21 protein-coding genes are annotated in these 25,307 nt (G+C 47.2%); 16 read left to right on the top strand and 5 right to left on the bottom strand.

All coding sequences use genetic code 11. The annotated features are described in order from the left end of the window. Position 1: 1 nt before the first annotated feature. The 3 genes from SPIGRAPES_RS00900 to SPIGRAPES_RS00910 all read right to left on the bottom strand — a co-directional run bounded on the left by SPIGRAPES_RS00900 (position 2) and on the right by SPIGRAPES_RS00910 (position 3,643). A complete protein-coding gene (locus SPIGRAPES_RS00900) occupies positions 2-1,000 on the bottom strand; it encodes an ABC transporter permease (protein WP_014268896.1) in 999 nt (332 codons plus the stop codon). Then, on the bottom strand, positions 993-2,498 hold the full coding sequence (locus SPIGRAPES_RS00905; protein WP_014268897.1) for a sugar ABC transporter ATP-binding protein: 1,506 nt from the start codon (positions 2,496-2,498) through the stop codon (positions 993-995). Before SPIGRAPES_RS00905 ends, SPIGRAPES_RS00900 begins: the two co-directional genes overlap by 8 nt. Before the next feature lie 137 nt (positions 2,499-2,635). Then, positions 2,636-3,643, bottom strand: a complete 1,008-nt coding sequence (locus SPIGRAPES_RS00910; RefSeq protein ID WP_014268898.1) for an autoinducer 2 ABC transporter substrate-binding protein — start codon at positions 3,641-3,643, stop codon at positions 2,636-2,638. Positions 3,644-3,915: 272 nt separating this feature from the next. On the opposite strand from SPIGRAPES_RS00910, the gene SPIGRAPES_RS00915 reads away from it, so the two are divergent. Together SPIGRAPES_RS00915 and SPIGRAPES_RS00920 are read left to right on the top strand one after the other, a co-directional pair. After that, a complete protein-coding gene (locus tag SPIGRAPES_RS00915; protein WP_014268899.1) occupies positions 3,916-4,920 on the top strand; it encodes a LacI family DNA-binding transcriptional regulator in 1,005 nt (334 codons plus the stop codon). Positions 4,921-5,111: 191 nt separating this feature from the next. Continuing rightward, positions 5,112-5,495: a hypothetical protein gene (locus SPIGRAPES_RS00920; RefSeq protein ID WP_014268900.1), complete on the top strand. Its 384-nt coding sequence runs from the start codon at positions 5,112-5,114 to the stop codon at positions 5,493-5,495. A gap of 95 nt (positions 5,496-5,590) precedes the next feature. Here SPIGRAPES_RS00920 and SPIGRAPES_RS16370 read toward each other — a convergent pair whose 3' ends face one another. Both SPIGRAPES_RS16370 and SPIGRAPES_RS00930 read right to left on the bottom strand, forming a co-directional pair. Next, positions 5,591-6,652 (bottom strand): 4Fe-4S binding protein, encoded by a 1,062-nt coding sequence (locus SPIGRAPES_RS16370; protein ID WP_014268901.1) that lies wholly within the window; start codon positions 6,650-6,652, stop codon positions 5,591-5,593. After that, a complete protein-coding gene (locus SPIGRAPES_RS00930) occupies positions 6,624-7,064 on the bottom strand; it encodes a hypothetical protein (protein WP_014268902.1) in 441 nt (146 codons plus the stop codon). The genes SPIGRAPES_RS16370 and SPIGRAPES_RS00930 overlap by 29 nt, the downstream gene beginning before the upstream one ends. Positions 7,065-7,218: 154 nt before the next feature. Here SPIGRAPES_RS00930 and SPIGRAPES_RS00935 point away from each other — a divergent pair, with 154 nt between their 5' ends. The 14 genes from SPIGRAPES_RS00935 to SPIGRAPES_RS01000 all read left to right on the top strand — a co-directional run bounded on the left by SPIGRAPES_RS00935 (position 7,219) and on the right by SPIGRAPES_RS01000 (position 25,304). After that, positions 7,219-7,941 (top strand): response regulator transcription factor, encoded by a 723-nt coding sequence (locus SPIGRAPES_RS00935; protein ID WP_014268903.1) that lies wholly within the window; start codon positions 7,219-7,221, stop codon positions 7,939-7,941. After that, positions 7,938-9,326, top strand: coding sequence for a sensor histidine kinase (locus tag SPIGRAPES_RS00940; protein WP_014268904.1), 1,389 nt, complete (start codon positions 7,938-7,940; stop codon positions 9,324-9,326). Before SPIGRAPES_RS00935 ends, SPIGRAPES_RS00940 begins: the two co-directional genes overlap by 4 nt. 73 nt (positions 9,327-9,399) lie before the next feature. Continuing rightward, a complete protein-coding gene (locus SPIGRAPES_RS00945; protein ID WP_014268905.1) occupies positions 9,400-9,903 on the top strand; it encodes a hypothetical protein in 504 nt (167 codons plus the stop codon). A 280-nt stretch (positions 9,904-10,183) separates the two neighbouring features. Next, positions 10,184-10,867 carry a DUF969 domain-containing protein gene (locus tag SPIGRAPES_RS00950; protein ID WP_014268906.1) on the top strand — a complete coding sequence of 228 codons (684 nt, stop codon included), beginning with the start codon at positions 10,184-10,186 and terminating at the stop codon, positions 10,865-10,867. Between the two features lies 1 nt (position 10,868). After that, positions 10,869-11,789, top strand: coding sequence for a DUF979 domain-containing protein (locus SPIGRAPES_RS00955; protein ID WP_014268907.1), 921 nt, complete (start codon positions 10,869-10,871; stop codon positions 11,787-11,789). A gap of 19 nt (positions 11,790-11,808) precedes the next feature. After that, a complete protein-coding gene (pcp, locus tag SPIGRAPES_RS00960; protein ID WP_014268908.1) occupies positions 11,809-12,450 on the top strand; it encodes a pyroglutamyl-peptidase I in 642 nt (213 codons plus the stop codon). A 20-nt stretch (positions 12,451-12,470) separates the two neighbouring features. After that, complete coding sequence (locus SPIGRAPES_RS00965; RefSeq protein ID WP_245535453.1) at positions 12,471-12,872, top strand: gamma-glutamylcyclotransferase family protein; 402 nt, start codon at positions 12,471-12,473, stop codon at positions 12,870-12,872. A gap of 784 nt (positions 12,873-13,656) precedes the next feature. Continuing rightward, a complete protein-coding gene (locus SPIGRAPES_RS00970; protein ID WP_014268910.1) occupies positions 13,657-14,178 on the top strand; it encodes an NADH-quinone oxidoreductase subunit NuoE family protein in 522 nt (173 codons plus the stop codon). Continuing rightward, positions 14,175-17,327, top strand: a complete 3,153-nt coding sequence (locus tag SPIGRAPES_RS00975) for an FAD-dependent oxidoreductase (protein ID WP_014268911.1) — start codon at positions 14,175-14,177, stop codon at positions 17,325-17,327. Before SPIGRAPES_RS00970 ends, SPIGRAPES_RS00975 begins: the two co-directional genes overlap by 4 nt. Next, complete coding sequence (locus tag SPIGRAPES_RS00980) at positions 17,324-19,099, top strand: NADH-dependent [FeFe] hydrogenase, group A6 (RefSeq protein ID WP_014268912.1); 1,776 nt, start codon at positions 17,324-17,326, stop codon at positions 19,097-19,099. Before SPIGRAPES_RS00975 ends, SPIGRAPES_RS00980 begins: the two co-directional genes overlap by 4 nt. Before the next feature lie 265 nt (positions 19,100-19,364). Beyond that, positions 19,365-22,451, top strand: coding sequence for a bifunctional FdrA/YlbE family protein (locus SPIGRAPES_RS16760; RefSeq protein WP_014268913.1), 3,087 nt, complete (start codon positions 19,365-19,367; stop codon positions 22,449-22,451). A gap of 56 nt (positions 22,452-22,507) precedes the next feature. Then, the gene (locus SPIGRAPES_RS00990) at positions 22,508-23,428 is read left to right on the top strand and encodes a cyclase family protein (protein ID WP_014268914.1); all 921 of its coding nucleotides are present in this window, start codon (positions 22,508-22,510) and stop codon (positions 23,426-23,428) included. After that, positions 23,418-24,104: a hypothetical protein gene (locus tag SPIGRAPES_RS00995; RefSeq protein ID WP_014268915.1), complete on the top strand. Its 687-nt coding sequence runs from the start codon at positions 23,418-23,420 to the stop codon at positions 24,102-24,104. The genes SPIGRAPES_RS00990 and SPIGRAPES_RS00995 overlap by 11 nt, the downstream gene beginning before the upstream one ends. A 3-nt stretch (positions 24,105-24,107) precedes the next feature. Then, a complete protein-coding gene (locus SPIGRAPES_RS01000; RefSeq protein ID WP_014268916.1) occupies positions 24,108-25,304 on the top strand; it encodes a thiolase C-terminal domain-containing protein in 1,197 nt (398 codons plus the stop codon). Positions 25,305-25,307: the final 3 nt, after the last annotated feature.

The raw sequence follows: 25,307 nt of genomic DNA on the forward strand, positions 1-25,307 counted from the left end.
CTTATACCTTGGAACTGTTCGCTATATGTTTAGCCCGAATCGAGGTAATGCCTGTTCCAAGGACAATGATCAAGCCGACCACAAACGTCTGGAAATGAACGGGAACCCCAACCATGATCAGATTGTTCTGTACCAAGGCGATGAGCAGAACTCCCAGCAATGTGCCGATAACCGTTCCATGACCTCCGGTGATACGCGTTCCCCCTACGACAACTGCAGCGATTACCATCATCTCTGCACCCATCAGGTTCTGTGGGCTTCCCTGTCTCATGAGGATCGTGTAGGTGACGCCTCCTATTGCAGAGAGGAACCCTGCGGCCATATAAATAGTGTATTGGATTTTCTTTATATTGAATCCGGCAATTCGGGCAGCGTTTTTATCTCCCCCGATTGCATAGATCCCCCTTCCGAAGGTAGTGAACCTCAAGAAGATGAATACCACTAGCAGCAGCACAATTGGAATAAGGATCAAAGAGGTCATCTGGAAGGTGATACCCTTGCTGTTCTGATAGGAAAACAGGAATGATTTTGAAAGGCTGTCGATGTGCTCGGGGATGTTTGAATATTCATTCGTCCCTAAAAAGGCTAGGGTAGCACCATTTGCAACGCTGCTTACCCCCAATGTGGCGATCAAGGCCGGTAAATCGAGCTTTGCTATCAGAAAAGCGTTCAGCAAACCGAAGAGAATCCCAATGACCCCTGCAACAATATAGAAGAAAAGGATACTGTCGATTTGGAAGTGCAGGATGAGTTTGAGCGTCGCATAGGAAGAAAAACAGGCGATAGCCGGGAATGAGACATCAATCCCTCCCGAAATGATAATCACCATCTCAAGGATGGCAAAAATCAAGGTAATGAGCATTGCCCTTGACAAGGTGATTACCGTGGAGAATTCAAGGAAGGCCGGATTGATGAATCCGATAAGCAAAGATAGGACAATGATAGTATAGGCGACGATTGCTTCATTGGTCAGAAGCCGTGTTTTGATTCTGTTATTCATTCTTCATCTCCGTGATATCACCATGTAGCAATGTGCTGAGTTGTTCCTCAGAGAGTGTCTTCGTCTCGAAAAGCCCGGAAGATTTTCCCTGGTTCATAATCACCAGCTTGTTACAGTTATAATACAGTTCGCTCAAATCATCGGAGATGATGATTATCCCGACCCCTGAAGCAGCCAATTCATGCAAGATCGTATGGATATCGAATTTTGATCCGATATCGACTCCTACTGTCGGGCCGTTGAGGATAAGCAAATCAGGTTCTGTATTCATCCATTTTGCAATGACCATCTTCTGGGCATTGCCGCCTGAAAGTGTCTTTATCGGTGCCTCTGTACAGGATGCGACACAACCGATTTTCTTGATCCAATGTTTTGCAACCTCATCGAGCTCTGCGGTGTCTATCCTTCCTTTTTTAAGATATTTGGATATGGAGGCTGCTACTGTATTGTCCCTGATGGAGCGTGTAAGGAACAATCCCTGGGTCAAACGGTCTTCCGGTACATACCCGATGCGATGTTTTGTCGCATCATGGATTGACTTGATCGTAATTTCTTTTCCATTCAATTTGATAGTGCCGCTATCGGCAGGGGATATGCCAAAGAGAGCATCCCCGACTTCACTTCTCCCAGACCCGAGCAATCCTGTGATTCCCAGCACGTCCCCTTTGTTAAGGATAAAGGAAACATCCTCGAAAGCGCCATGGAGCGCAAGATGCTCTACTTGGAGGATCTTTTCATCGCTTGGGGCCGGTTCATACAATGAGTCAACAATCTCACGACCTGTCATGCACTGTATGAAACGATTGCGGTCGAATTCACCGATCTTGCCGGTTGCAACGTTCTCCCCGTTGCGCAAGATAGTCAATCTGTCTGCAATTTCATAAATTTCGTCTAGTTTGTGGTTTACGATCACCACTGCCATTCCCTTCCGTTTCAGATTACGTAATACATCGTACAACATTTCGACTTCGCGGAACGTGAGGGCTGTTGTCGGCTCGTCAAGGATGAGGAGCTTTGCATCATTGATAATTGCCCTGCAGATGGCAACCATCTGCTTATTCGAGACGGACAACCGTTCGACAAGCATGTCAGGATCCATGTGAGCCCCAATTTTCTCCATTGCCTCCAAGGCAAGACTCCTGGCTTTTTTCCAGTTCATCGTCTTCTGGTCGGTCATGAGTGCTTTGTTCATGGCAATGTTCTCACTAACCGTCAAATTGGGAAATACAGCAAAATCCTGGTAGATAACCTGAATGCCTTTTTTGATAGATACAATGGGGGAGAGTTTATGTATCTCCGATCCTTCGATGAAAATCTTTCCGCCTGAGGCCTCATGTGCCCCTGAGATAATCTTGATTAAGGTCGATTTCCCGCAACCGTTTTCACCGGCAAGGCAATGGATCTCTCCTGTTTGGATTTCAAAGTCGACATTTTTCAAAGCCTTTACCCCGGTAAAGTCCTTGTAAATGCCTTCCATTCTTAAAAAACTGCTAGGCATAATTCCCCCAAGCGCTTAGTTAGCTGCAAAAACCACTGGTCGATAGTATGGAGAAAATACTCTGGTAAATTATGCATTTAGGTCGAGTATTTTCTCCAATTTCAGATACTGATTACAATCAAATAGTTTTGATTGAATTAGAAAGCATAGGCAGGATCGTCAACGTTAGCCTTGGTTACGTCAATCCAAGCCTGTCCATTGAGAACCTTTCCGTTGAGGGTAAGGTTTTCATAACCGGTAACACCAAGATTGGCACCTGTGGTAATCTGTTCGCCATTAAGAACCTTGACAGCGAGCTGTACCATGGCTTTTCCTGCAAGGGCTGGATCCCAGAAGGAAATCATTTCAATTGTGCCGTCTTTTACATATTTACCGGCGACAGAAACAAGGGAAGTTCCTGCAATTTTGACTTTTCCGGCGAGTCCAAGCTCTTCTACGGCAAGGGCGGCACCAGCTACGTCAGGCATAGCAGAACCCTGGATACCAGCGATATTCGGATTGGCGGTCAAAACTTCTTTCACCTTGTTGTACGAGGTGGACTGGTTGTCTGCAGTCTCAATCTTATCACCATATTGGCTCATTCCAGGATATTTCTGCTTCTGCAAAGCAATGCCGGCGTCGACCCACTGATTGTGTGATTCACTGGTCAAAGAACCGACTGTTACAATGTACTGGCCTTTTCCGCCAGTGATTTGTCCGAGAAGGTCCATGAAATGCTTGCCATATTCTGCATTGTTGAATGCTTCGATATCATAATCGATGTTGGTCATGCTAGAAGCTTCATGGGAGATAACTACGATTCCTGCAGCCCTTGCTTTCTTGAGGACAGGCTCAAGAGCTTCGGTTGAGAAAGGAACAACACAGATTGCATCAACACCCTGTGAAATCAAGTCTTCGATTGCCTGGGCCTGGAGAGCACCATCGCCTTCGGAGGGGCCAGTGTAGAAAGCGTCTACGCCAGTAGCTTTTGCATACTCTTTTACCCCGACTTCCATTCTTTGGAACCAGGCAATACTGGTAAGTTTTGGAACTACTGCAATTCTGTAGCTTTTCTCGGTTGACCCGGTTTCTTTAGAACCGGCGGCAAATGTGGCGGTAGCAACAACCATCAGGAGTGCTAAAGCAAGTAACATCTTTTTTTTCATGTGAACCTCCGTAAAATACTAAACAAACAAATAATTTAAGTTAATTAAGTTCATTTGTTTATGAAAGTATAAGAGGGTTATGTTTAGCTGTCAAACAATATTTTCCGAAAAAAACCTCATGATTATCTAGGTATCGCGCAATATTTTAGATTTGACAAACAAACACATATGGCTTATTATACTAAACAAAACAGGCATTGTTTAGTTCTTCTTAAGCTTTTGTTTTTGCTCCATAATGTTTGCCAATTTCATATAATATAGGGGAATCAATTTTGACAATCAGAGAAATCGCACATATTGCCAATGTATCGCCAGCTACTATCTCTCTCGTGTTGAACAATAAACCCGGTGTCAGTGAAACTAAGCGACAAGAAATATTACAGTTACTAAACGAACTAAACTATTCAACTACCCAACGGAAGAAGCATCCCAAACAAGTGCGCAAGGATCTTCTGTTCCTTAAGTTTATTAAGACAGGGTTCCTTGTTGAGGAAAACGCAGGCTTTATATCCAGGATTATGGATTCCATTGAGTGCGAGTGCAGTTATTATAACTATTCATTACGCATCCAGGTAGAGAGCAAGAACCTTGAGGCGGCAATCAGGAATATAGATTATGCATCTGTCGATGGCATCTTTGTCATTGGGACTGAACTCGACACCTGTGACTATCCTATCCTTGAAAAAATCCAAGTACCCTATGTAGTAATCGATAATTCGATGCCGAATTTCCCCTGTAATTCCATCACTATGGCCAATGAAGAGATGGTAAACATCGCAGTGCAACATCTCTCGACACTGAATCCCCCGGAAATCGGATATATCCATAGCTTGTTCCAGGCGCAGAACTTTGAGGAAAGGGCAAGGGGGTTCAGATCAGCTGTGCAGCGTTTTGGCCTTCAATTCAATGCCGCGGGAATGTTTTTGCTTGAACCTACGCTCAGTGGTTCCTATTCCGGTATGAAAAAATATCTGGAAAATGGGGCGCCTATCCCAAAATTTTTGTTTGCTGACAACGATACCCTTGCTATCGGGTGTATGAAAGCTTTGCAGGAGTTTGGATACAAAATACCGGAGGATATCAAAATAGTCGGGTTTGATGACATCTATTTGAGCGCCACCTGTACGCCTCCCCTGACGACTGTGCATGTGCAGCGCACCATGATAGGCCGCTATGCGGTTTTGCTGCTTAATGATGAGATCACGACACACAACCCCGGTAATATCAAGATTCGCATTAGCAGCAGCGATCTGGTAATCCGCAAAAGTACCTGTTAGCGTCGCTTAGCCCTGATCGCTTTGCTAGCAGGCTATGAACATGGCATAGGTTCACACTATTGGTACCTACTGAGTGAGAAAGACAAAAAACAAGGATTATGTACGCAAGGATACTAGCTTTCAGTTGTTAAATATAGCAAAGGGACGTTTTTGTTTATAGCATGAAGGAAATCTCACGTTAGGAGTTTCCCATGAAAAAACATTTCGTACTGTATTTGCTACTTGTTTCTGTCTGTATCCTCATGCTGTTTTCAAGCTGTACTACCATGACCAGTGAAAAACGCATCACTCCCTATTCAGCCTCGGTCTCTTTCCCAGCCGAGGGTCCTTATACTGTCCTGGGAAGGGTATCATATGTTTCGAGTCAGGGCACAGCGGGATATAGGGAATTGCTCCAGCAGGCAAAAATCAAATATCCTTCAGCGGACGATGTGGTCAATATCCTTGTCGATTCAGAGGACACCTTCAATGTCATTACCGATTCGTTTACAGGAGCCAAACAGACTTCACTTGTTGGTTCTGTCTATTCAATGAGCGGTATTGCAATTTCCTATACTACTCCATTGCAAGACTGAAAAGAATTTCTACAGAACAGGGGTTCGGCGAATTGCGTCGAACCCCTGTTTTGGCATGTACCCACCTATAGACAGTAAAGAAACGGAAAAACAGGCTAAAGCTCCAGTTTTGTTTCTATCCAACTCCAAGTTTTGTCTGCATAGTCATCCTCGATATCTACAAGTTCTGTTTTCTCATCATAATTTTGCGGTAGTTCGAGCAAGGCATAGATTTCGGCAAGGTCCATTTGCCTGTTTCCTGCTAGTTCCTCTAAGGTTGTCTGGGGTTTTACCGCAACGTTGGGAGAATTCACCTGCAGGTTTTCCCCCGATTGCACCGTGAACTGTGCCGTGGTGAAAAAAACAGCTACCAACAACAGTGCTGCTACAAAAAATATGGTAAAGGAATGCCTGCTTGTCTTTAGTTTGGGGGGACAGGCCGTTTCGCAAAGACCGCAGCGGATACATCTGGCACTTTTGACCACCAGATCCTTTGCAGGATCGAGGCCTACAGGACAAGCTCGTGAACAAGCGCCACAGGAAATACAGGTTGCTGAGGGTTTTTTTACCTTGAGAAAGCTAATTTTTCCCAAAGGTCCCAGCAGTGCGCCGAGCGGACAGAGATACCTGCACCAGGGCCGTTCGATGAAGAGGGAAGAGAGCAACACCAGCGCAAGCACAAGTAAGGCAACAGGTGCTACCTCGCCTGTATAGAAATGCAACAGGGCATAATAGGGGTCAATTTTTAGAAATACGAGGTTGAAGCTCAGGTAGGTTGCCCTGATGATCAAAAAGAGTAACAGGTAGCGGGAAAATGACAAAACAAAGTCTACTCGAGTTGGAACAGTTATTGGTTTTATCTTTAATTTCCTTGCCAAGGATCGCATCCAGTCCTGGATGCTACCCAGTGGGCAGAGCCAACCGCAAAATACTGGGCCGGCAATGACCGCAAAGAGAAGGACGGTCCCAAGCAATATGAGGTTCACCAAGCCTGTTTTCGGAACATACAGACCCTGGGGAATCAGGCGTGTAAGCGTCTCTATTCCCCCGAAAGGACAGATCATATGGAAAATTCCGACAGGCAGGAGTAGGGCAGAGAAAAAAACCACAACCTGCACTGTCGTACGGACTGCCTTGGGTTTTTTCAGCCTAGCCAACCAAGAAGGTGAATGACTCATCATACCCTCCTTTTCTGCAATCCCTGATTATCTGCAACACTGACTGACCTTTTTTGTCTGCCGTGAATGAAAGAGTGCAGAAATTAAGGTAACGCGACATTTCTTCCCATCGGATATCCTGCAAAAGTACTAAATCCAGGTTTGTCTTGCTTGTTTTCCACTTGGAACCATCCAGCAAAAACAGGGTATCTTCAGGGGGGATCGTACAATTGCGATGATCTTCGGTGAATTCAACTTGCAAAGAGTACTCCGCCCCTTGTTGCAAAGCTATTGTTGAGCCAGGAAGCACCCTCACATTTGAAGAATCTGGTCCCGATAGATGAAAAACCATCTCACAGGCAAAAAGAGCTGAAACAGCAAAGCTTAATAAGAGAAGCACAAGGACTGTTTTCTTTGGTAGTGGTAGATGCATACGAATCTCCTCCTCTGTATATATTCCCAGTATAGGACCGGTAATGTCACAAAATGGGGAGAGTCGGTAAAGATTAGGTAAAGATGGGTTTTGCCAATGCTCTTAGTATGGTTTTAAACTTGCCCTTGATAGGTACAGAGCGTACAATCGAACCATGATATATGTAGTTGAAGACAATGACAGCATACGGGAAACCATACGGGCCTATCTGGAGATTTCCGGCTATACGGTAAAAGAATTTGCACAGGTCGCCGGGGTATTGGAGGCCTTCGATTTCATACCTCCTGAGCTCTGTATCCTTGATGTAATGCTTCCCGATGGAAACGGGTTTGAACTTGCAAAGAAAATTCGCACGGAAAGACCGGAAACTGCTTTTTTGTTTCTTACCGCAAGGGAATCGGAAAGCGATCGTATTATGGGTCTTGAACTCGGGGCAGAAGATTATATCGTAAAACCTTTTTCTCCCCGCGAACTGGTTTTGAGAGTTCAGCTTATTCTCAGAAGGGTGGAGAAGGATGGCCATGCAGTACAATCGGAAATACAAAAACATGCTGTGCAATCCTGGAAAACCGATGGTCATCTTTTGGTTATCGATACTTCTTCCCATGTGGTCCTGCTTGATGGGCAGTCTATTCATCTGACAGCGGTAGAGTGGAAAATCCTTTATTGGCTTTCTACGAAGTCAGGGGTCTTGGTAAGCAGGGAACGAATTCTCGGGGAATGCCTCGACTATGCCCATGATGGTTCGGAGCGGACGGTGAATACCCATTTGAAAAACCTCAGGGCCAAGCTTGGGGGAATTGCCTGGATTGAGACTATCAGGGGGTTCGGGTATAAGTTTATGGGCGAACCGGTGGAGGAATCGCAAAACCAATGAAACAAAGAATAAGCTCTCGTCTTTTTACCTATATGAAGGGCCTGTCTGCCCGCATGCTGGTACTTGTGTTGCTTTCCCTTGTAATGTTTTCCCTGGTTCTTTCCCTGCTTCTCTATTTTGGCAGTGAACAGATACTCGAGTCCTGGCGGATTTCCGAGACCGCTTCCCTGCATTCCTATATTGAAGAAAACCTCCTTGCAGTTGCGAACGAGGCTCGGCAGGAAGGTGCCCCTGTTACGACAGCAAGGTTGAGTGAGGCCTTTTCTTCGATGCCTTTCAGTCCTTCGTGGATAGTAGTAACTGGTCCTGATGGCCAGATTGCCTATTACTACCGCAAAGGGGAAGGCTCTGGAATGGCAAGGAATTTTTTGCAGAATGTCATGATGGAAGGGAACGAATGGTATGATGTACTGCTTTCAGATGGTTCTTTGGCTTTCCGCTATAGCACGGTGATGCCGGCTTTCAATGAATTGGATTCCAACAGGATGATGCTTAGTGCTGCCCGTCAATTACTCCTTTGGGGAGCCTTTTTGGCAGCTGTGCTCTCTTTCGTATTTGCCTTTTTTTTCTCGCGTCCACTTAAAAAACAAGCAGCTTCCCTTGTTGTAAGCCTTAATCGGATGGCAAGTGGTAATCGTGATGTAGCAATCCCTGATTGTCCTGTACTGGAATTCAACCAGATTTCCAAGGCTTCCATCGTGCTTCAGGAAAATTTGAAAAACGAAGAGGCTTTGAGACGGCAATGGGCTGCAGATGTTGCCCATGACCTACGAACCCCCATTACGGTAGTCCGTGGACAATTGGAAGCCATGCTTGATGGGATTTTTGCTCCCGATACCAACCGCCTCAATCGGCTTTTGTCGGAAAATGTAAAACTGGAGGCACTTGTTCAAAGTCTGGCACTTCTTACCAGAATCGAGACCCCAGGTTTTTCCCCGACTTTGCAATCCTTTTCCCTTCCCCCGTTTTTTTCACGGATAGCGGAGAAATTGGGCCCGGAAATTGAAAGGGCAGGGTTTTCCCTTGTCCTCGATATTCCCCCTTCATCATTGACTGCCGACCAGGTGTTGTTTGAACGGATTATTGACAACCTGATTTCCAATGCAATCCGCTACGGGAAGCAGGGGGAAGTAAAGGTGTCTGTGACCTGCAGTGAGAATGGCAAACCCCTGACCTGTTCGATCGAAAACATTGGCTCTGTAAAGGATGATGTGCTTTCCAGGATGTTTGACAGGCTCTACCGTGCTGACAGTGCCAGGGAAACCAGCGGCAGTGGGTTGGGGCTTTCCATAGTAAAGGCTATTGCAGAAGCCCACGGCTGGACTGTTTTCGCAGAATCGGACGAGAAAAGCGAAAGAACCCGGTTTGTCTTATCCTTTACCTAATCTTTACCTGCCCACTCTAGCAACTCCATGCCAGGATGCGAAATTACAAGTATCAAAAGTCTGGAGGACGAGTATGGTAAAAAAAACCTTTGTAATTGGATTGTGCATGCTTTCGATAGCCGGTAGTCTGTTTGCTTCTTCTGCCTTGAGAGGAAGCGATTATGTTCGGTTGGGAAACCAGGGCTCTGTAACGGGAAATCTGGAAGAAACCGATGGTGAATGGTTCCTGACAACCGATGATGCCGAAAAATATGCCTTGCACCTTGGCAACTATGAGGTCATATATCCTGAAGGGATTTCCCTGAGAGAAGGGGAGCTGGCTTTGGTGAGAGGCTTTGTCTACGGTCAGGATATTTCGGCGATTAGCGTAGATTCCGAAGGAAAAACCTGGGAATTCAGAAGCAACGACGGGCGGCCTCTCTGGTCTGGGGACGGAAACAGGCAGAACGCCAATGCCTACACGAATGAAGGGCGGATGCAACAACAGGTAAAAGCCACGCCACAACGAATGCAACCAAGCGGATATGGTAGGTTTGAGTCTGTACAGACTGGTAGAATGAATAAGAACCGATACTAAAAAATTGCTGGATTATTTGAAGGGTTTAAGAGTTTAAAAGCTCTTGGACCCTTTTTCCTTGCAAATAAGAAATCATTGCATAGCTGTATCAAAATATCCATTAAATGCATCATTATGCAAAAATAATTACAAGAAAGTTAACTTATAGCATATAAATATCATTTAAAAACGTGTTAATTACAGTATGTGTATAAAATAAGAAGCAAACCGAAATAAATTGCGTCCAGCCATACAATCTTGTACTATTTGTCTAAATATACGAATCTAAGGGGGCAACATTTTGGAACTTCTAAGACTCATTGGTGTGGTGATAGTCATTATTGGCTTCATTTGGAAGAAAGACACGATCGCAACGGTAGTAATCGCCGGCATCGTGACCGGCTTGGTGGCAGGTATGTCTTTTATGGATATCCTGACTATCCTGGGAAAATCCTTCGTAACGCAAAGGACAGCAACACTTTTTGTCCTTACCTTGCCGGTCATCGGCATTTGTGAGCGGTATGGATTGAAGGACAAGGCAGTAGACCTTATCAGTAAAGCCAAAAACGCTACATCTGGTATGATTATTTCCATTTACCAGATAGTAAGGGCAACGGCAGCGGCTTTCTCCCTACGTCTTGGGGGACACCCACAGTTTGTCCGCCCCTTGATCAACCCAATGGCACAGGCTGCCGCAGTTGCCAAATATGGTGAACTAGACGAAAAAACCGAAGATACAGTGAAAGGCTATTCTGCTGCGGGTGAAAATTTCGGAAATTTCTTTGCCCAAAACTGTTTCATGGGTGCTTCCGGTACTCTCTTGATTGTCTCGACACTTTCTGCCCAGGGTATTCAAGTCGATGCCTTGCAGATTGCAATGATGTCAATTCCAATAGCTATCGTTTCAGTTATTGTAGGCATTGTGCATAACTATCTGTTTGACAGAAAACTGAATGCAAAATTCAAGACCAAGGCGGAGGTATAGAATGTCAACAAATCAAATCATTGCTGAAGTATTCTACAGCATAATCGGCATTATTTTCATTTTGGTAGGGGTCAAGGCCCTCAGGGATGGTTCTTTGAAGAAGCGCATCCCAACCTCACTGTTTTGGTTTATCCTTGCCTTTACCTTCATTGCAGGACCCCACCTCCCGTACTGGATCAGCGGAATCTGTGTACTTGCAATTGCAACCATTACTGCTTTCAACGGTGTAAGCCAGAGCAAGAGTGATGTGCCTACCGTCAAAGAGACCAGGGAAAACGCAGACAAGCTTGGATACAAGGTATTCATTCCAGCTTTGACCTTGGCTTTTGCTGCTGTATTCGCAGCTACGTTCTTGCCTTTTGGAGCAAGCAATGCAATCGGAATCTCAGCAGTCGTTGCCTTGCTCATTACCTATCTGTTTACAAGAGCCCCTGCAAAGTCGGCTGTAACAGATGGTTCCCGTCTGATGGACAATGTTGGCCCTGTAGGAATTTTGCCACAGCTGTTGGCTGCCTTGGGGGCTTTGTTTACCGCTGCCGGAGTCGGGACTGTAATAGCTAAGGGTGTTTCCTCTATCATTCCTGATGGAAGTCACCTCATTGCAGTAATTGTCTATTGTTTTGGTATGGCGCTCTTTACCATCATCATGGGCAATGGATTTGCCGCATTCTCCGTTATCACCGTTGGTATCGGTATTCCCTTTTTGATCATGCAGGGCGCAAATCCCGTGGTTGTCGGTGCCCTTGGTTTGACTGCAGGTTACTGTGGTACCTTGCTCACCCCGATGGCTGCAAACTTCAACATCATGCCGGCAGCGTTGCTCGAGACCAAAGATAAGTACGTTATTATCAAGGCCCAGGCTCCGGTTGCCTTTACGATGTTGATTGCACACTGCATCCTTATGTATATTCTCGCATTCTAAAATTAAGGGGGCTTGTTCGATGAAACTTCTTTTGACTGCCTTTGACCCCTTTGGGGGAGATTTGGTAAACCCAGCTCTTGAGGCTGTAAAACTGGTTAGCGACCGTATCGATTCTGTCGATGTGGTAAAACTCGAGGTACCTACCGTTTTTGGCAAGTCCATCCAGACCGTTGCCGATGCCATGGCCAGGGAAAAACCCGATGCCGTGCTTTGCATCGGACAAGCCGGTGGAAGGTTTGACATAACCGTCGAGCGGGTCGGTATCAACGTAGACGATGCCCGTATCAAAGACAACGAGGGCAACCAGCCAATCGATGCACCGGTGTTTGCCGATGGGGAGAATGCCTATTTCTCCTCATTGCCGATCAAGGCCATCGTAGAGGAAATAAGAAAGAACGGGATTCCAGCAAGCATCTCCAACAGTGCCGGCACTTTCGTTTGCAATCATTTGCTCTATGGGGTTTTATATCATATTGCAAAAAGCTATCCGAACATACGTGGGGGGTTCATCCATGTTCCCTTTATTCCCAATCAGGTAGTGAAGCGTCCAGCAACCCCTTCGATGTCCACTGGGGATATCGTAAAGGGCCTGGAAGCGGCGATCAGGGCAATTGGAATGTATAGCGAGGATGTCAAGGTAACCGGTGGCAAAGAACTGTGATGCAATGTACAAACCTTTTTGTGTATGGCAGTTTGCTCGAGGGTTTTTTCAATTATGAAAAGACCCTCGTAGGCAAAGTAATAACATGCGTTCCTGCAAAGGTACGGGGAAATCTCTTTCATCAGAGTAAAAAAGGATACCCGGCCCTGGTTGCAGGTGAAGATTGGGTATATGGCGAATTGCTTGCATTGTCCCATATAGAGGAAAACCTTCCATTGCTTGACCAGGTGGAGAACTATTATGGGGAAGGGCAGGCGAATGAGTATGACCGTATCCTGAAAAAAGTATTTGTGCCTTCGCAGAATTGTTACATCGAGGCATATGTCTACTGGTATGGCCTGGATGACCTGGGAAAGGAAAACAATCCGGTCATATATCTAGCCGATGGAAATTGGCGTTCATTTATGCTTACAAGGCAGTAATCAATACTGGAGATGGGGTTCTATCTGACGATAGGGCCCTATCCTTTAACGCTTCCCGCTGACAATCCTGTCACCTACTTTTCTTGGGATACATATGAATACAAGCTGAATAGCAATCAAACAGGGAGTGGACTCTACAAATACATATCCCCATTGGGTGAACTGATGTTGCTTGGTTAAAGCTGCGGTTGCAATGGGGAGTAATCTGAGGTTGTTAGCATTTGTTACTGTATTTGCCCAGGGATATTCCTCCCGGAAAGAATGAAAATTGAAAATCGAAACCGATCCGGCTTTGCTTTTGGCATCAGAGCAGTGCCATAGGAAACGTTCTGATAGGAACTGTTCAGCTCGGCAGTTCCCCAGTGGCTTGAAAGCATCAGGGCGTAGCGGTAGGTCCTTATTTTAGCTGTATAAAAAAGAACAATTTTCTGTCAGCATGCTTTTAGGAATGAAAGCATACTAACTATAGGCATATCCTATGACATAAGTAAAAACAGGCCATTCCAAAAAAGTGATGCTTTCTTTCAATTTGGAAACTGGATTCGATTATTACGTGAAAGCCTGTACTAAAAAAATAAGAAACAGAAAGCAATTACATTCGGCAGATTTTAGGAAAAGAACTATATCCTTAATATAGATAAAAATAGAATTGCGTAAATTCTGATATGGATGTAGAATGCAAGTACACCATTTGAGGAGATGGTGTGAAAATGTGTCGTTTTGCATTGTTTTTAATATTTTCCGTAATGTACGTATCGCGGGTATCATTTTAGGGAGGTATTGTATGCATGAAACAAATACTTCACCCCTGGACACCAATAGGTATGACACAATTATCGAGAAGTATAAGAACAGACCTGGAGCGCTTCTTTCTGTGCTTGAAGAAGTACAGAGGATATCTCCACACACCTATCTCAACGAATATTCCTTGTCTTATATTGCAATCCATATGCATATTCCTTTGTCACAGGTCTATTCGGTAGTAACCTTCTATTCCTTTTTCAACCTTAAACCCCAAGGCAGGCATACCATCACGGTTTGTCGTGGGACGGCTTGTCATACCAGGGGGTCAAAGCCTCTTTTGGAAGACGTTTTGCGCTCACTTGGTTTGCATGAGCAAAATGATAGTGACGGCACATCCTACTACACGACAGAAGATATGCAATTCAGTGTTCGCACCGTAGCCTGTTTCGGACAGTGTGCCCTTGCCCCGGTTATTGCCATAGATGGTGTCATCTATAGCAAGATGACATCAAAGAAAATCGTGGATCTTTTAAAAGGTTATAAGAAAAAGGCAGGTGCATGATGCTCAACCTTACTCCTTTACGTCAAAAGGGCGTCTCCGCCCTTGATTCTTCGTCTGTTTCGATTGCCATCGGAATGGGGACCTGTGGGATCGGAAACGGTGCAGATTTGCTGTACCAGGCCTTTGAGGCGCAGATACAGGAAAGAAAGCTTGCAATACATCTGGGAAAAGTCGGCTGTTTCGGGTTCTGTGCAGAGGAACCGCTGGTCAATATCCACCTTGAGGGCCTGCCGCTCCTTATATTGAACAGGGTCAAGGTGTCAGATATACCCAAAATATTCACTTGGATAGAGAAAAAAAGCTTTCCTGCAAATAGAGTCCTCTGCAAGGTATCCTCTTGGGATCATTTGACAGGGACAACCTCCTATGGGACAGGTTTTCCTTCGATCAGGGAGTGGGATGAGTTGCCTTTTTTCCATAGGCAGAAGAAAATCGTTCTTCGGGATGCAGGTTTGATCAATCCGGAATCCATAGAAGAATTTAGAAATGTCGGTGGCTACGATGCATTTCTGAAAGTGTTGCACTCCTACTCCCCGCAGCAGGTAATAGCAGAGATCAAGGACTCAAAATTGAGAGGAAGGGGAGGAGCAGGTTTTCCTACCGGTCTCAAATGGGAATTGATGGCAAAACAGGCTGCCCCAAGGAAATTCCTTATCTGTAATGTCGACGAAGGCGACCCCGGGGCCTACATGAATCGCAATGAGATGGAAAGCGACCCGCATATGCTGATAGAGGGTATGTTGATCGGTGCCTATGCAATGGGGGCAGCAGAAGGGATTGTCTATGTGCGGGCTGAATATCCCCTTGCCGTCCAGCGGCTGAACATTGCAGTGGCCCAGGCCCAAGCTGCCAGCATGTTGGGCAATGGTATTGACGGAACAGATTTTAACTTTGACTTGAAAGTCGTGGAAGGGGCCGGCGCCTTTGTCTGTGGGGAGGAGACGGCCCTTATTGCGTCCATTGAGGGTAAAGGGGGTAGGCCAAGGATCAAACCCCCGTTTCCTGCCCAGAGCGGGTATCTCGGGTTTCCCACCGATATCAACAATATGGAAACTTGGTGCAACATTGCCGCTATTATTGCCAAAGGCAGTTCCTGGTTCAAAGAAACAGGGACAGAGAAAAGCCCAGGTACCAAAGTGTTTTCACTGGTCGGAAAAATCAAGAATACCGGTTTGGTTGAACTCCCTTTGGGGGAGAAACTCACTACCCTCATCTATGAGATTGGCGGGGGGGCCGCAGATCCTGACAAGAAGATCAAGGCGGTACAATCAGGAGGCCCCAGCGGAGGTTGTATCCCTGTGGGTAAATTCGACACCCCCATAGATTATGAATCGCTGGTAAGTCTTGGCTCTATCATGGGTTCCGGCGGTATGGTGGTCATGGATCAGGACAATTGCATGGTCGATGTTGCCAGGTATTTCATTGAGTTCACCCATAATGAATCCTGCGGGAAATGTGTGCCCTGCCGTGAAGGACTTGCACAGGAACTGGCCCTTCTGGACAAGATTGCCACAGGGAAGGGGACCTTGAATGATATGCTGCTTTTGGAAGAACTGGCACACTCGATTTGTGATTCAGCCCTCTGTGGCCTGGGACAGTCTGCACCGAACCCCGTTTTGACAACCCTGCGCTACTTCAAGAATGAATACGAGCAACATATCAATCTGCAGTATTGTGAGGCAGGGACCTGTGAGGAACTTGTCACAGCCCTGTGTTCCAATTCCTGCCCATTGCATATGCACATTCCCTCCTATCTTCAGCTTCTCAAGGAAAACCGGCTCCAGGAGGCCTTTGAGATTACCCTGCGGGATAATCCCCTTCCAGGGACAATCGGGAGGATATGTCATTTCCATTGCCAGATGCGCTGCAGGAGGGACACGATCGATGAACCCGTGCACCAAGGGGAAATCCATCGATACCTTGCCGACACCATCTATAAAATGGGGGGCGAGAGTCAGGTATATGCTAAGTTGGTGCGGGAAAAACTTCCCCCCACCGATCAGCATGTGGCCATCGTAGGGTCTGGGCCAGCAGGACTGTGTGCAGCTTTCTATCTGTCTCGCCTTGGTCATACGGTAACCATCTATGAGCGTGAGGCAAAGGCAGGGGGCATTCTCCGCTATGGTATTCCCTCGTACAGGCTTCCCAAGGAAATACTCGACAAGGAACTTCAGGTTTTCAAAAAGCTTGGCATTCACTTTGTGTTCAAAAAAAGACTCGGTGTCGATTTTTCCCTTTCGGACCTCAAGGAACAGAACCAAGCGGTTTTATTGGCCCTTGGCTCTTACCGGTCCCAGAAGCTTGATATACCTGGCATGTCTTTGAAAGGGGTAGTGCAGGGCACCACCCTACTTGAAGACCTGGCGAAACAGAAAAAAATCCCAGTGGGCAAAAAAGTAGTGATTATTGGGGGAGGTAATGTGGCCATCGATGCAGCACGCTCGCTTTGGCGGTTGGGACGCGAGGTAACGGTAGTGTACCGGCGAAGCGTGGATGATATGCCTGCAAACAGGATGGAACTTGCCGAGGCTTTCCAGGAAAAAATCAATTTCGTCTGTATGGCTGGACCCTCGAGGATATTGGGACAAGCGGGCAAACGGGTTGCTGGCCTTGAAATCAAAGAAATGCAGGGGGGTGACTATGACCTTTCCGGGAGAAAGAGACCACTGGAAAGCGACATTGTCTCGGCCATTGCCTGCGATATGGTGGTGATAGCCATCGGCGAAAGTGTAGAGCAGGAACTTTTGCAGCAACAAGGACTGGAAACGACAGAACGGGGATCTTTGGCGGTAGCCCCTTACTCCTACCGGACAAACCTGTCCAACGTATATGCAGTCGGGGATGTGACAACAGGACCTTCGACAGCGGCCCAGGCTATGGGTTATGCGAAAAAGGCAGCCATGGCAATTGACTTTGCCCTTACTTCCAAGCATCGGTTCTCAAGCCTTGACCAAGACTTTGCCATCAATGATGTAATCCCAGAGCATGCGGAGTCTGTAAAACCCGTGGTCCCGAGACATCTTACCGTACGGGAACGAAAGGGAAACTTTGAAGAAATCAACAAAGGCTATATGGGTGAGCAAGCCCATTTGGAAGCCTCGCGTTGCTTGCGGTGCGACATCAGGCAAGAGTGGGAGAGTAGTAAATGAGTGAAGAATTTCTTTCTGTAACAATTGATGATAAGCGATATTCCTTCCCGCAAGGATCGAAAATCCTTGATGCCTGCCTGTCTGTCGGTATAAAGATCCCTACGCTGTGTTATCTAAAGGATGTATCGACAAATGCCTCGTGTGGAATTTGCCTGGTCGAGGTCAAAGGAGCGAAACACCTGGTACGCTCCTGCATCACCTCCCTCATCCCGGACATGGAAATCAAGACAAATACCGAACGCATACGCAAGAATCGCAGGATAAACCTTGAACTCCTGATGGCAAACCATCCCCTTTCCTGCCTTACCTGTGACCGGAACCTGAACTGTGAACTGCAGAACCTCGCCCATGATCTGGGAATACAGGAAAGCAGGTTCCCCGCGACAAGGAAAAAAAGGCTTCCCCTTGATGAAACTTCCCCTGCAATCGTGCGGGACCCGAACAAATGCATTCTCTGCAACCGCTGTATCGAGGTCTGCGCCTCGGTGCAGGGAGTCAGTGCGATCGACATTACCCATAGGGGGACGGAAAGCAGGGTCTCTACGTTCATGGACAAAGGCTTGGGCAACATAGCCTGTACCAATTGCGGCCAGTGCCTCCTGGTTTGCCCCACCGGATCTATTACCCAGAAAACCCAGACCCAGGAAGTCTGGTCAATGCTGTCCGACCCGAACCTGGTTACCCTTGTACAGACAGCTCCCGCTGTACGTGTCGCCCTTGGGGAGGAGCTGGGAATGGAGGAAGGTTCTCTGGTAACAGGTAAAATGGTATCAGCATTACGCCACCTTGGTTTTTCAAAGGTTTTCGACACCCAGTTTGCCGCTGATCTGACAATCATGGAAGAAGGCTATGAATTGCTGAAACGAATGAAAGAACAAGGCGTTCTCCCCATGATAACCTCCTGTTCCCCGGGCTGGATCAAGTATATCGAGCATTTTTATCCCGAGTTGCTCGCGCATCTCTCAACCTGCAAGTCCCCCCAGCAGATGTTTGGGTCCATTGCAAAAACCTATTATGCGAAAAAGGCAGGCATAGACCCTAAAATCATACGGGTTGTTTCAATCATGCCTTGTACTGCGAAAAAATTCGAGGCAAAGCGGGAAGAAGTGGATGGTGCCTACCGGTATTGGAAAGAAGAAAACAAAGAATATGCAGAACCGTTCTTCCCCGATGTCGATATTGCTCTGACAACCCGGGAACTTGGTGCAATGTGCAGGGAAGGGGGAATCGACTTTTCCAGTCTTCCCGTTGAAATGTTCGACAGTCCCCTGGGGGAATCCACCGGTGCCGCTACGCTGTTCGGATCGACAGGCGGGGTGATGGAGGCTGCATTACGCACGCTCAGCGAGGTTGTATCGAAAAAACCCCTGGTTGATGTGAATTTTACCGAAATACGGGGAATGGAAGGATTGCGTGAGGCAAAGGTAGCACTCGGGGAAACAGAAATACAGGTTGCCGTAGCCCATACTTTGAAAAATGCCAGGGTCCTTCTGGAACAGATCAAGCAAGGCACATCTCCCTACACCTTTATCGAGATAATGACCTGTCCAGGTGGGTGTATCGGTGGCGGGGGACAAAGCATTCCTTCAGATGCCGCGGCCAGGGAAAAACGCTCAAAGTCCCTCTATAGGGAAGATGTCAGGCTGGAAATCCGCAAGTCGCATGAAAATCCTGAGATACAGCAATTGTACAAAGAATTCCTTCTCGAGCCCCTTGGCCCGCTGTCCCATAGGTTGCTCCACACAGGCTATGTCGTGAGAGGGGTAGTGTAAACCTCCCCTCTCGAAAACTCTTCAGTAAATCGGTAAACACCTTTGCATAGTATTTTATATGGAAAGGATGTTTAAGTGTGTTGTTATCGTCGAAAACGAAAGAGCCGGTTTTCTAAATACCATGATTCCCATAGTAATTATTTGTAATAAAAAACTAAAAAAAACAAGTTTAAAAATTTGCAAGTAAAAGTTTTAGTTGACTTGTATACATAATCGTATATAAAATAGAATATCAGAATGAAGACTAAAACCGAGGAGAAGGAGCATGAAGAGGGTACTCATTCATAATGAACTATATGCTGATTCAGTATTTTTAATGCTTCTTAGCAGGGACTTGAAAAAAAATATTGGAGTAGTCTCCGCCTCAGTTATTATGGGAACCCCAAGCAATCTTGCTTTGCTCAAGGAACAGGGCTTTTTGGAATCTGAACTGGTAGCAGCAAAATCCGATGACTTGGTGATCGCAGTAGACTGTAAGGATGAAAAAACCCTGGAAACAGTCATTGCGGATGCCGAGGATTTTCTCATGGGTAAAATTGCGGAAGGTGAGGGGGCGATACCCTATGAGCACCCCGCAACCCTGGCCGAAGCCCTATCTGTACAGAAAACCACGAACCTAGCAATCATATCCGTTCCCGGACAGTATGCTGCCTATGAAGCCAGAATGGCACTTAAAAAAGGGTTGCATGTCATGCTGTTCTCAAACAATGTGTCAATCGAGGACGAGATTGAGCTCAAACGCCTTGGACAGAAAAAGGGTCTTTTGGTTATGGGGCCTGACTGTGGTACGGCAATCATTGGGGGGGCGGGCCTTTGTTTTGCAAACAGGGTGGCAAAAGGTCCGATCGGAATTGTCGCGGCATCAGGTACCGGAGTGCAGGAAGTCTCCTGTCTCCTGGATCGGTTCGGCACTGGCGTAAGTCAAGCCATAGGTACAGGGGGAAGGGATCTGCAATCGCAGATTGGTGGCATGTCCATGCTCATGGGAATAGCTGCGCTTGAAAGAGATCCCCAGACAAAAGTTATCGTAATCATCTCGAAACCGCCGAATAATGCCATAGCCTGCAAGGTTGTCTCTGCCTTGGAGAAAGGTGGAAAACCTTCGGTTGTCCATTTTCTCGGTGCAGACCTGAGAGGGTTCGACCATAGTCCGTCAATCAGTTGGGCGGATAATCTTGAAGATACTGCAAGGTTGGCTGCAAACTTGGTACATGTCCCGATTAGCACGGCAGAACGAGCAGAGAACTGGCCATTTGATATGGATTGGGAATCGATCGATGTCCTGGTGAAACGGGAGATTGCCCATATGGATACCAACCAGAGAAACCTCAGGGGATATTATACCGGGGGGACTTTGGCAGATGAGGCCTTGATGGCCCTAAGTGACTTAAACGGCGGCGTTTGGTCCAACAACCAGACAGACCCTGCCTTTGTCCTTAACAATCCCTACCACTCGGTTGCCCACTCGATCATCGACCTTGGCGATGAGATCTTCACGGTAGGGAAACCCCATCCCATGATAGATCCGATCTCCCGCACCGACCGCATTGAGTCAGAGATGAACGACCCTACGATTGCGGTCATGCTTTTCGATTGCATCCTTGGTGACGGTTCCCATGCTGACCCTGCAACTGTCCTATCTGGGGCTATAGCCAAAGCGAAGCAGGCGGCAAAGGACAGGGGAGGATATCTTTCCGCAATCGTATCGGTGACAGGGACAGACAAGGATTTTCAAAATCGTACAGAACAGATTGCCATACTGGAAAAACAGAAGGCAATCGTAATGCCATCAAATTATCAGGCCGTGAGGTTAGCCAAAAGGATTCTGCTGAGAGAATTTGGACCCAAGACGTTACATGTGCAAACTTGCTCGCATCGGCTTTCCTCACGGTCTTTTCCATCAGAAATCGAGTCGCCAGAACTGGATACCTATGCGATTCTCTCCTTGTTTACGCAAGGATTACATGTCGTGAACCTAGGTTTGGAAGCTTTTTCAAAGAATCTCAATGCTTGCCAGGTGCCAAGCATCCAGGTTTCCTGGAATCCCCCGGGAAGAGGGAATATGCGTTCCTTTGAGGCCCTCACCCGGATTGAAAAGCAAGAAAGCCTCGATAGGGATGCTGCAAATGCAGAGGCAGTGGGCCGTATTATCGATTCGTTGCCGATGCTCCAGGGGATAGGGCGTGCCGGGGACGTTGTCCCTGGAATGCGAAAAAACCTTGTGCTTCATGCCGGGCCTCCTCTGACTTGGGATTGTATGTGCGGGCCGATGAGAGGGGCTGTGATAGGGGCTTTGCTGTATGAAAAACTTGCAAACACGCCTGAGGAGGCTGCGAAGTTAGCCGCTTCAGGGAAAATTGACTTTGAACCTTGCCATGAGCATAAAGCGGTAGGTCCCATGGCTGGGGTGATGACTGAAAGTATGCCAGTCTGGATGATCCAGAACAAAACCTATGGGAACCTCGCGTATGCAACATTGAACGAAGGGCTTGGCAAGGTGCTTCGCTATGGAGCCTATAGCCAGGAGGTACTTGAAAACCTGCGATGGATGGAAACAACACTGGCTCCCGTTTTACACAAAGCCCTCAAACGACACGGACCGATCGATGTGCGGAATCTTGTTGCAAATGCCTTGATGATGGGCGATGAGTGCCATAACAGGAATAAGGCGGCAACCTCACTTTTTATCCGTGAGCTTGCCCCTGCTCTGGTTCTTCTCGGGGAGGATCCGCAACTGCTGGCAAAGGTGTTTGAGAAGATAGATTCCAATGATCACTTTTTCTTGAATATTTCGATGGCTGCTGCCAAATGCGCAATGGATGCAGCTTCTAGTGTCGAGGCAAGTACGCTGGTGACAGCGATGGCCCGAAACGGTACGGAATTCAGCATACAGATCTCTTCTTTGGGAGAACGTTGGTTCACAGGTCCCTCCTCAGCGGTAGAGGGGTTGTACCTTCCGGGATTCGCAGCCTCCGATGCCGCGCTCGATATCGGTGATTCGGCAATCATGGAGACCTTGGGGCTGGGAGCATTTGCCATGGCCTGTGCACCTGCAATAGTCAAGTTTGTAGGGGGCCGCTCGCTTGATGCCTTGGCGTATACCAAGCAAATGTATCGAATCACGATATCTGAGAATGCTGCCTTCAGGATTCCTTCTTTGGATTTCAGGGGAAATCCAACAGGAATCGATGCGATGAAAGTTGTAGAGACAGGGATCCTGCCGGTCATTGACACGGGAATTGCCCATAAGGAACCTGGTATTGGGATGGTTGGGGCTGGGATGGTAAAACCTCCCATGAATTGCTTTGTGAAGGCTGTCTTGGCATATGCAGACAGATATTGCACGAATTGACGGGTTCCAGATAATCCGTTGGGAAACGGTAGGGGGCCACTGAGGAGGTACAAACTATGAAACAAATCGATCTGACGATTCCATTGGGAATAGGGACTCCGCCTTGGCCTACCTATATTCCTCTTCAGGTACAATATTTCAAGAGATTGGCACCGAATGGGGCAAATGCCCAGATTTTGACGCACTCCAACCATGTGGGTACCCATCTTGATGGGGAGATTCATTTTTATACACCGGGAAAGGATATTGCAAGCCTTGATCTGGATTTTCTAGTACATGAGGGGGTAATCGTAGATATCTCTGATATTTGCTCTGACTATGATATCTACACCTCACAGATGGTAGAGGAACGGGTTGAAGTACGTGATGGAGATATCTTGATCATCCACACTGGCTTTCACCATTATGGCTGGGACCAGCCGACCGGTGACGAGTTGCGCTATATGATAAAACACCCCGGCCCTGACCGGGAATTCGCAGAGTGGGCAAAAAGAAAAAAACTCCGTTGGATCGGGGTCGATTGCGGTAGTGCCGACCATCCCATGAACACAAAGATCAGGGAGTGGATGCCAAAAGAAGCGAAAGAATGTGATGCACATTTTCTACAGAAATATGGGAAATCACTCGAGGAAATCTATACCGCCGATAAATACCAGTTGATGCATACCGACTTGTTCAGCCAGGGAATAATCCATGCCGAGTGCCTAGGTGGCGATATCGATCTCTTGTTGAACCAACATGCCGTGATAGGTTGTTATCCCTGGCGCTTTGTGGACGGTGAAGCATGCATTTCCCGTATCGTCGCCCATATTGACGATGATAGGTATGCCCTGCTCATGGAGAAAAAGAAAAAAGCTATTCTCACCAGGTTTGGCGATGTCGCAGGCGCCAAGAATTTCTGGCTGAGTGAAGAGGCGAAGAACCAGTTCATCGCTACTAAGAAGAAGGCTTCTAAAGGAGCTAAAAATGGCCATTGACGAGATGGAGAAAAAGCTGAGGCCCCCTTATATCCCTCTCAAACCTTATCCTGCCAAAGTAGTTACCCTGGCCTCAGGTGAACGGATGGTTATCCGTGAGGCAAAGCGTGAGGAGGTAGGGCCCCTGTTGGGTACCCTCTACCCCTTGCTCGGGGTCAGTGCCGATTTCTATGATATTGTCGCTGCCCGGATGTATGCGGAAATCCTGGGTTGGTATCATTACAGGGTAGCCAATGAGTTCGTGCTTGTCGGCACCATTGATGGCGTGATTGCAGGAATCGTGACGAGCCGGCATGTAACGCCGAAGCTTGGCATGAGTCTACATACCTTGGCGATTAAAAGGGGCCTGCGCATCGGGGCCCTGCTTTTTGCTGCAAAGATGGAACACCATATTGAAATCCTCGGTGAAACGGAAGTCTATATCGTTGCTGAAAGTCCTATCGGCTTCAAACGGTGGATGATCGAGTACCAGCTCGAGGACAGGACAGGTCTGTATCCAGAGGTACGGCATGAACTGGGAGGTGTGCCGACCTATGTATTGACTAAAAACCTATGGAAATCTGTCCGTGATGCAAAATGTGCAGGTACCAGACCAATTCCAGAAGCAGAGCTGGAACGGGCAAAAACGCTTAGGATGCCTTCTGCGTATCCACAAATACCGGGATTCAAGAGGTGATACATGGCAAATATAGGGATTGTAGGTATCGGTCATACAAAGTTCGGTAACCTATCGGGGTGCAGCATCACAGAATTGCTGTCACAGGCTGCGATCGACGCCCTATCTGATGCCAGTTTTATCGAGCGACGAAGAGAAGTGGACCAAGTGTTCGTTGCCAATATGGCATCAGTCCTTTTTTGCCATCAGACCTCCCTTGCCTCCGCCTTGGTGAGCCAGCTCGATATGATACCTGTCAGTGCGGAAACTGTGGAAAATGGCCCTGCCTCAGGGGCAAGTGCCATAAAATTGGCTTATATGGCCATTGCCTCCAAAATGGCAGATTTTGTCCTGGTAGTAGGCGGGGAATCTATGCATACCCTGACTCCCTGGAAAACAACCGATGTAGTTTCAACCATGCTTGAAAGCGAGACAGAATACAATGTAGGGCTAACCCTTCCTGCCTTCGGGGGGATGTTTACCCGCCTCTATAGCGAAAAATATGGGTTAACCGAGAAAGACCTTGCCCTTCTGGCAGTAAAGGCACATGCAAACGCAGCAAAAAACATCTATGCCCATCTGCAAATACCCTGTTTTCTTGAAGCCTTGACGGAAGGGCCAGACAGAACAGTCATAAATCCGCCTGTTGCCGAGCCGTTACGCCTCTATGCAACCTGCCCCGTTAGTGACGGGGCAGCTGCTGTATTGCTTGCAAATCTCGATTCCCCGAAAGCGACGGGTTTTCCAAAGATTCCCATACGGATAGCAGGTATTGCCAGTGCCACCGATACCCATTGCGTCCATAACCGGAAAGATCCCCTAGTTCTTGATGCAGTACGGATAGCCACTGAAAAAGCCTATGCAATGGCAAATATAGGGCCAAAGGATATCTCCTTTGCTGAGTTGCATGATGCCTTCTCCATTTTGGAGCTTGCTATCAGCGAGGAGGCTGGTTTATTTGAAAGAGGGAAAAGTTTTCTCGCTGTACGGCAAGGGGTGACTGAAATCGGGGGGAGACTTCCGGTCAACACCTCCGGTGGCTTGAAAGCAAAGGGGCATCCCCTTGGGGCCTCTGGGGTGTCCCAGGCCGTGGAATTGGTTCGCCAGTTACGTAATGAAGCGGAAGAGGGGAGGCAGGTAGCAAATCCATCGTATGGTCTTGCAGTGAATTTTGGTGGATTTGGAAACAATGTTGTTGCACTTATCTGTGCGAAAGGATAGGGT

The sequence above is a fragment of the Sphaerochaeta pleomorpha str. Grapes genome, from assembly GCF_000236685.1.
Classification (GTDB): Bacteria; Spirochaetota; Spirochaetia; order Sphaerochaetales; family Sphaerochaetaceae; genus Sphaerochaeta; species Sphaerochaeta pleomorpha.

What these genes read in the sequence shown, in the direction of transcription:
- pcp (WP_014268908.1), top strand. Translation starts at nt 11,809, where the DNA reads ATGAAACTTCTTTTGACTGCCTTTGACCCCTTTGGGGGAGATTTGGTA.
- SPIGRAPES_RS00975 (WP_014268911.1), top strand. Translation starts at nt 14,175, where the DNA reads ATGATGCTCAACCTTACTCCTTTACGTCAAAAGGGCGTCTCCGCCCTT.
- SPIGRAPES_RS00970 (WP_014268910.1), top strand. Translation starts at nt 13,657, where the DNA reads ATGCATGAAACAAATACTTCACCCCTGGACACCAATAGGTATGACACA.
- SPIGRAPES_RS16760 (WP_014268913.1), top strand. Translation starts at nt 19,365, where the DNA reads ATGAAGAGGGTACTCATTCATAATGAACTATATGCTGATTCAGTATTT.
- SPIGRAPES_RS00955 (WP_014268907.1), top strand. Translation starts at nt 10,869, where the DNA reads ATGTCAACAAATCAAATCATTGCTGAAGTATTCTACAGCATAATCGGC.
- SPIGRAPES_RS00900 (WP_014268896.1), bottom strand. Translation starts at nt 1,000, where the DNA reads ATGAATAACAGAATCAAAACACGGCTTCTGACCAATGAAGCAATCGTC.
- SPIGRAPES_RS00980 (WP_014268912.1), top strand. Translation starts at nt 17,324, where the DNA reads ATGAGTGAAGAATTTCTTTCTGTAACAATTGATGATAAGCGATATTCC.
- SPIGRAPES_RS00995 (WP_014268915.1), top strand. Translation starts at nt 23,418, where the DNA reads ATGGCCATTGACGAGATGGAGAAAAAGCTGAGGCCCCCTTATATCCCT.
- SPIGRAPES_RS00940 (WP_014268904.1), top strand. Translation starts at nt 7,938, where the DNA reads ATGAAACAAAGAATAAGCTCTCGTCTTTTTACCTATATGAAGGGCCTG.
- SPIGRAPES_RS00920 (WP_014268900.1), top strand. Translation starts at nt 5,112, where the DNA reads ATGAAAAAACATTTCGTACTGTATTTGCTACTTGTTTCTGTCTGTATC.
- SPIGRAPES_RS01000 (WP_014268916.1), top strand. Translation starts at nt 24,108, where the DNA reads ATGGCAAATATAGGGATTGTAGGTATCGGTCATACAAAGTTCGGTAAC.
- SPIGRAPES_RS00910 (WP_014268898.1), bottom strand. Translation starts at nt 3,643, where the DNA reads ATGAAAAAAAAGATGTTACTTGCTTTAGCACTCCTGATGGTTGTTGCT.
- SPIGRAPES_RS00990 (WP_014268914.1), top strand. Translation starts at nt 22,508, where the DNA reads ATGAAACAAATCGATCTGACGATTCCATTGGGAATAGGGACTCCGCCT.
- SPIGRAPES_RS16370 (WP_014268901.1), bottom strand. Translation starts at nt 6,652, where the DNA reads ATGAGTCATTCACCTTCTTGGTTGGCTAGGCTGAAAAAACCCAAGGCA.
- SPIGRAPES_RS00905 (WP_014268897.1), bottom strand. Translation starts at nt 2,498, where the DNA reads ATGCCTAGCAGTTTTTTAAGAATGGAAGGCATTTACAAGGACTTTACC.
- SPIGRAPES_RS00930 (WP_014268902.1), bottom strand. Translation starts at nt 7,064, where the DNA reads ATGCATCTACCACTACCAAAGAAAACAGTCCTTGTGCTTCTCTTATTA.
- SPIGRAPES_RS00945 (WP_014268905.1), top strand. Translation starts at nt 9,400, where the DNA reads ATGGTAAAAAAAACCTTTGTAATTGGATTGTGCATGCTTTCGATAGCC.
- SPIGRAPES_RS00935 (WP_014268903.1), top strand. Translation starts at nt 7,219, where the DNA reads ATGATATATGTAGTTGAAGACAATGACAGCATACGGGAAACCATACGG.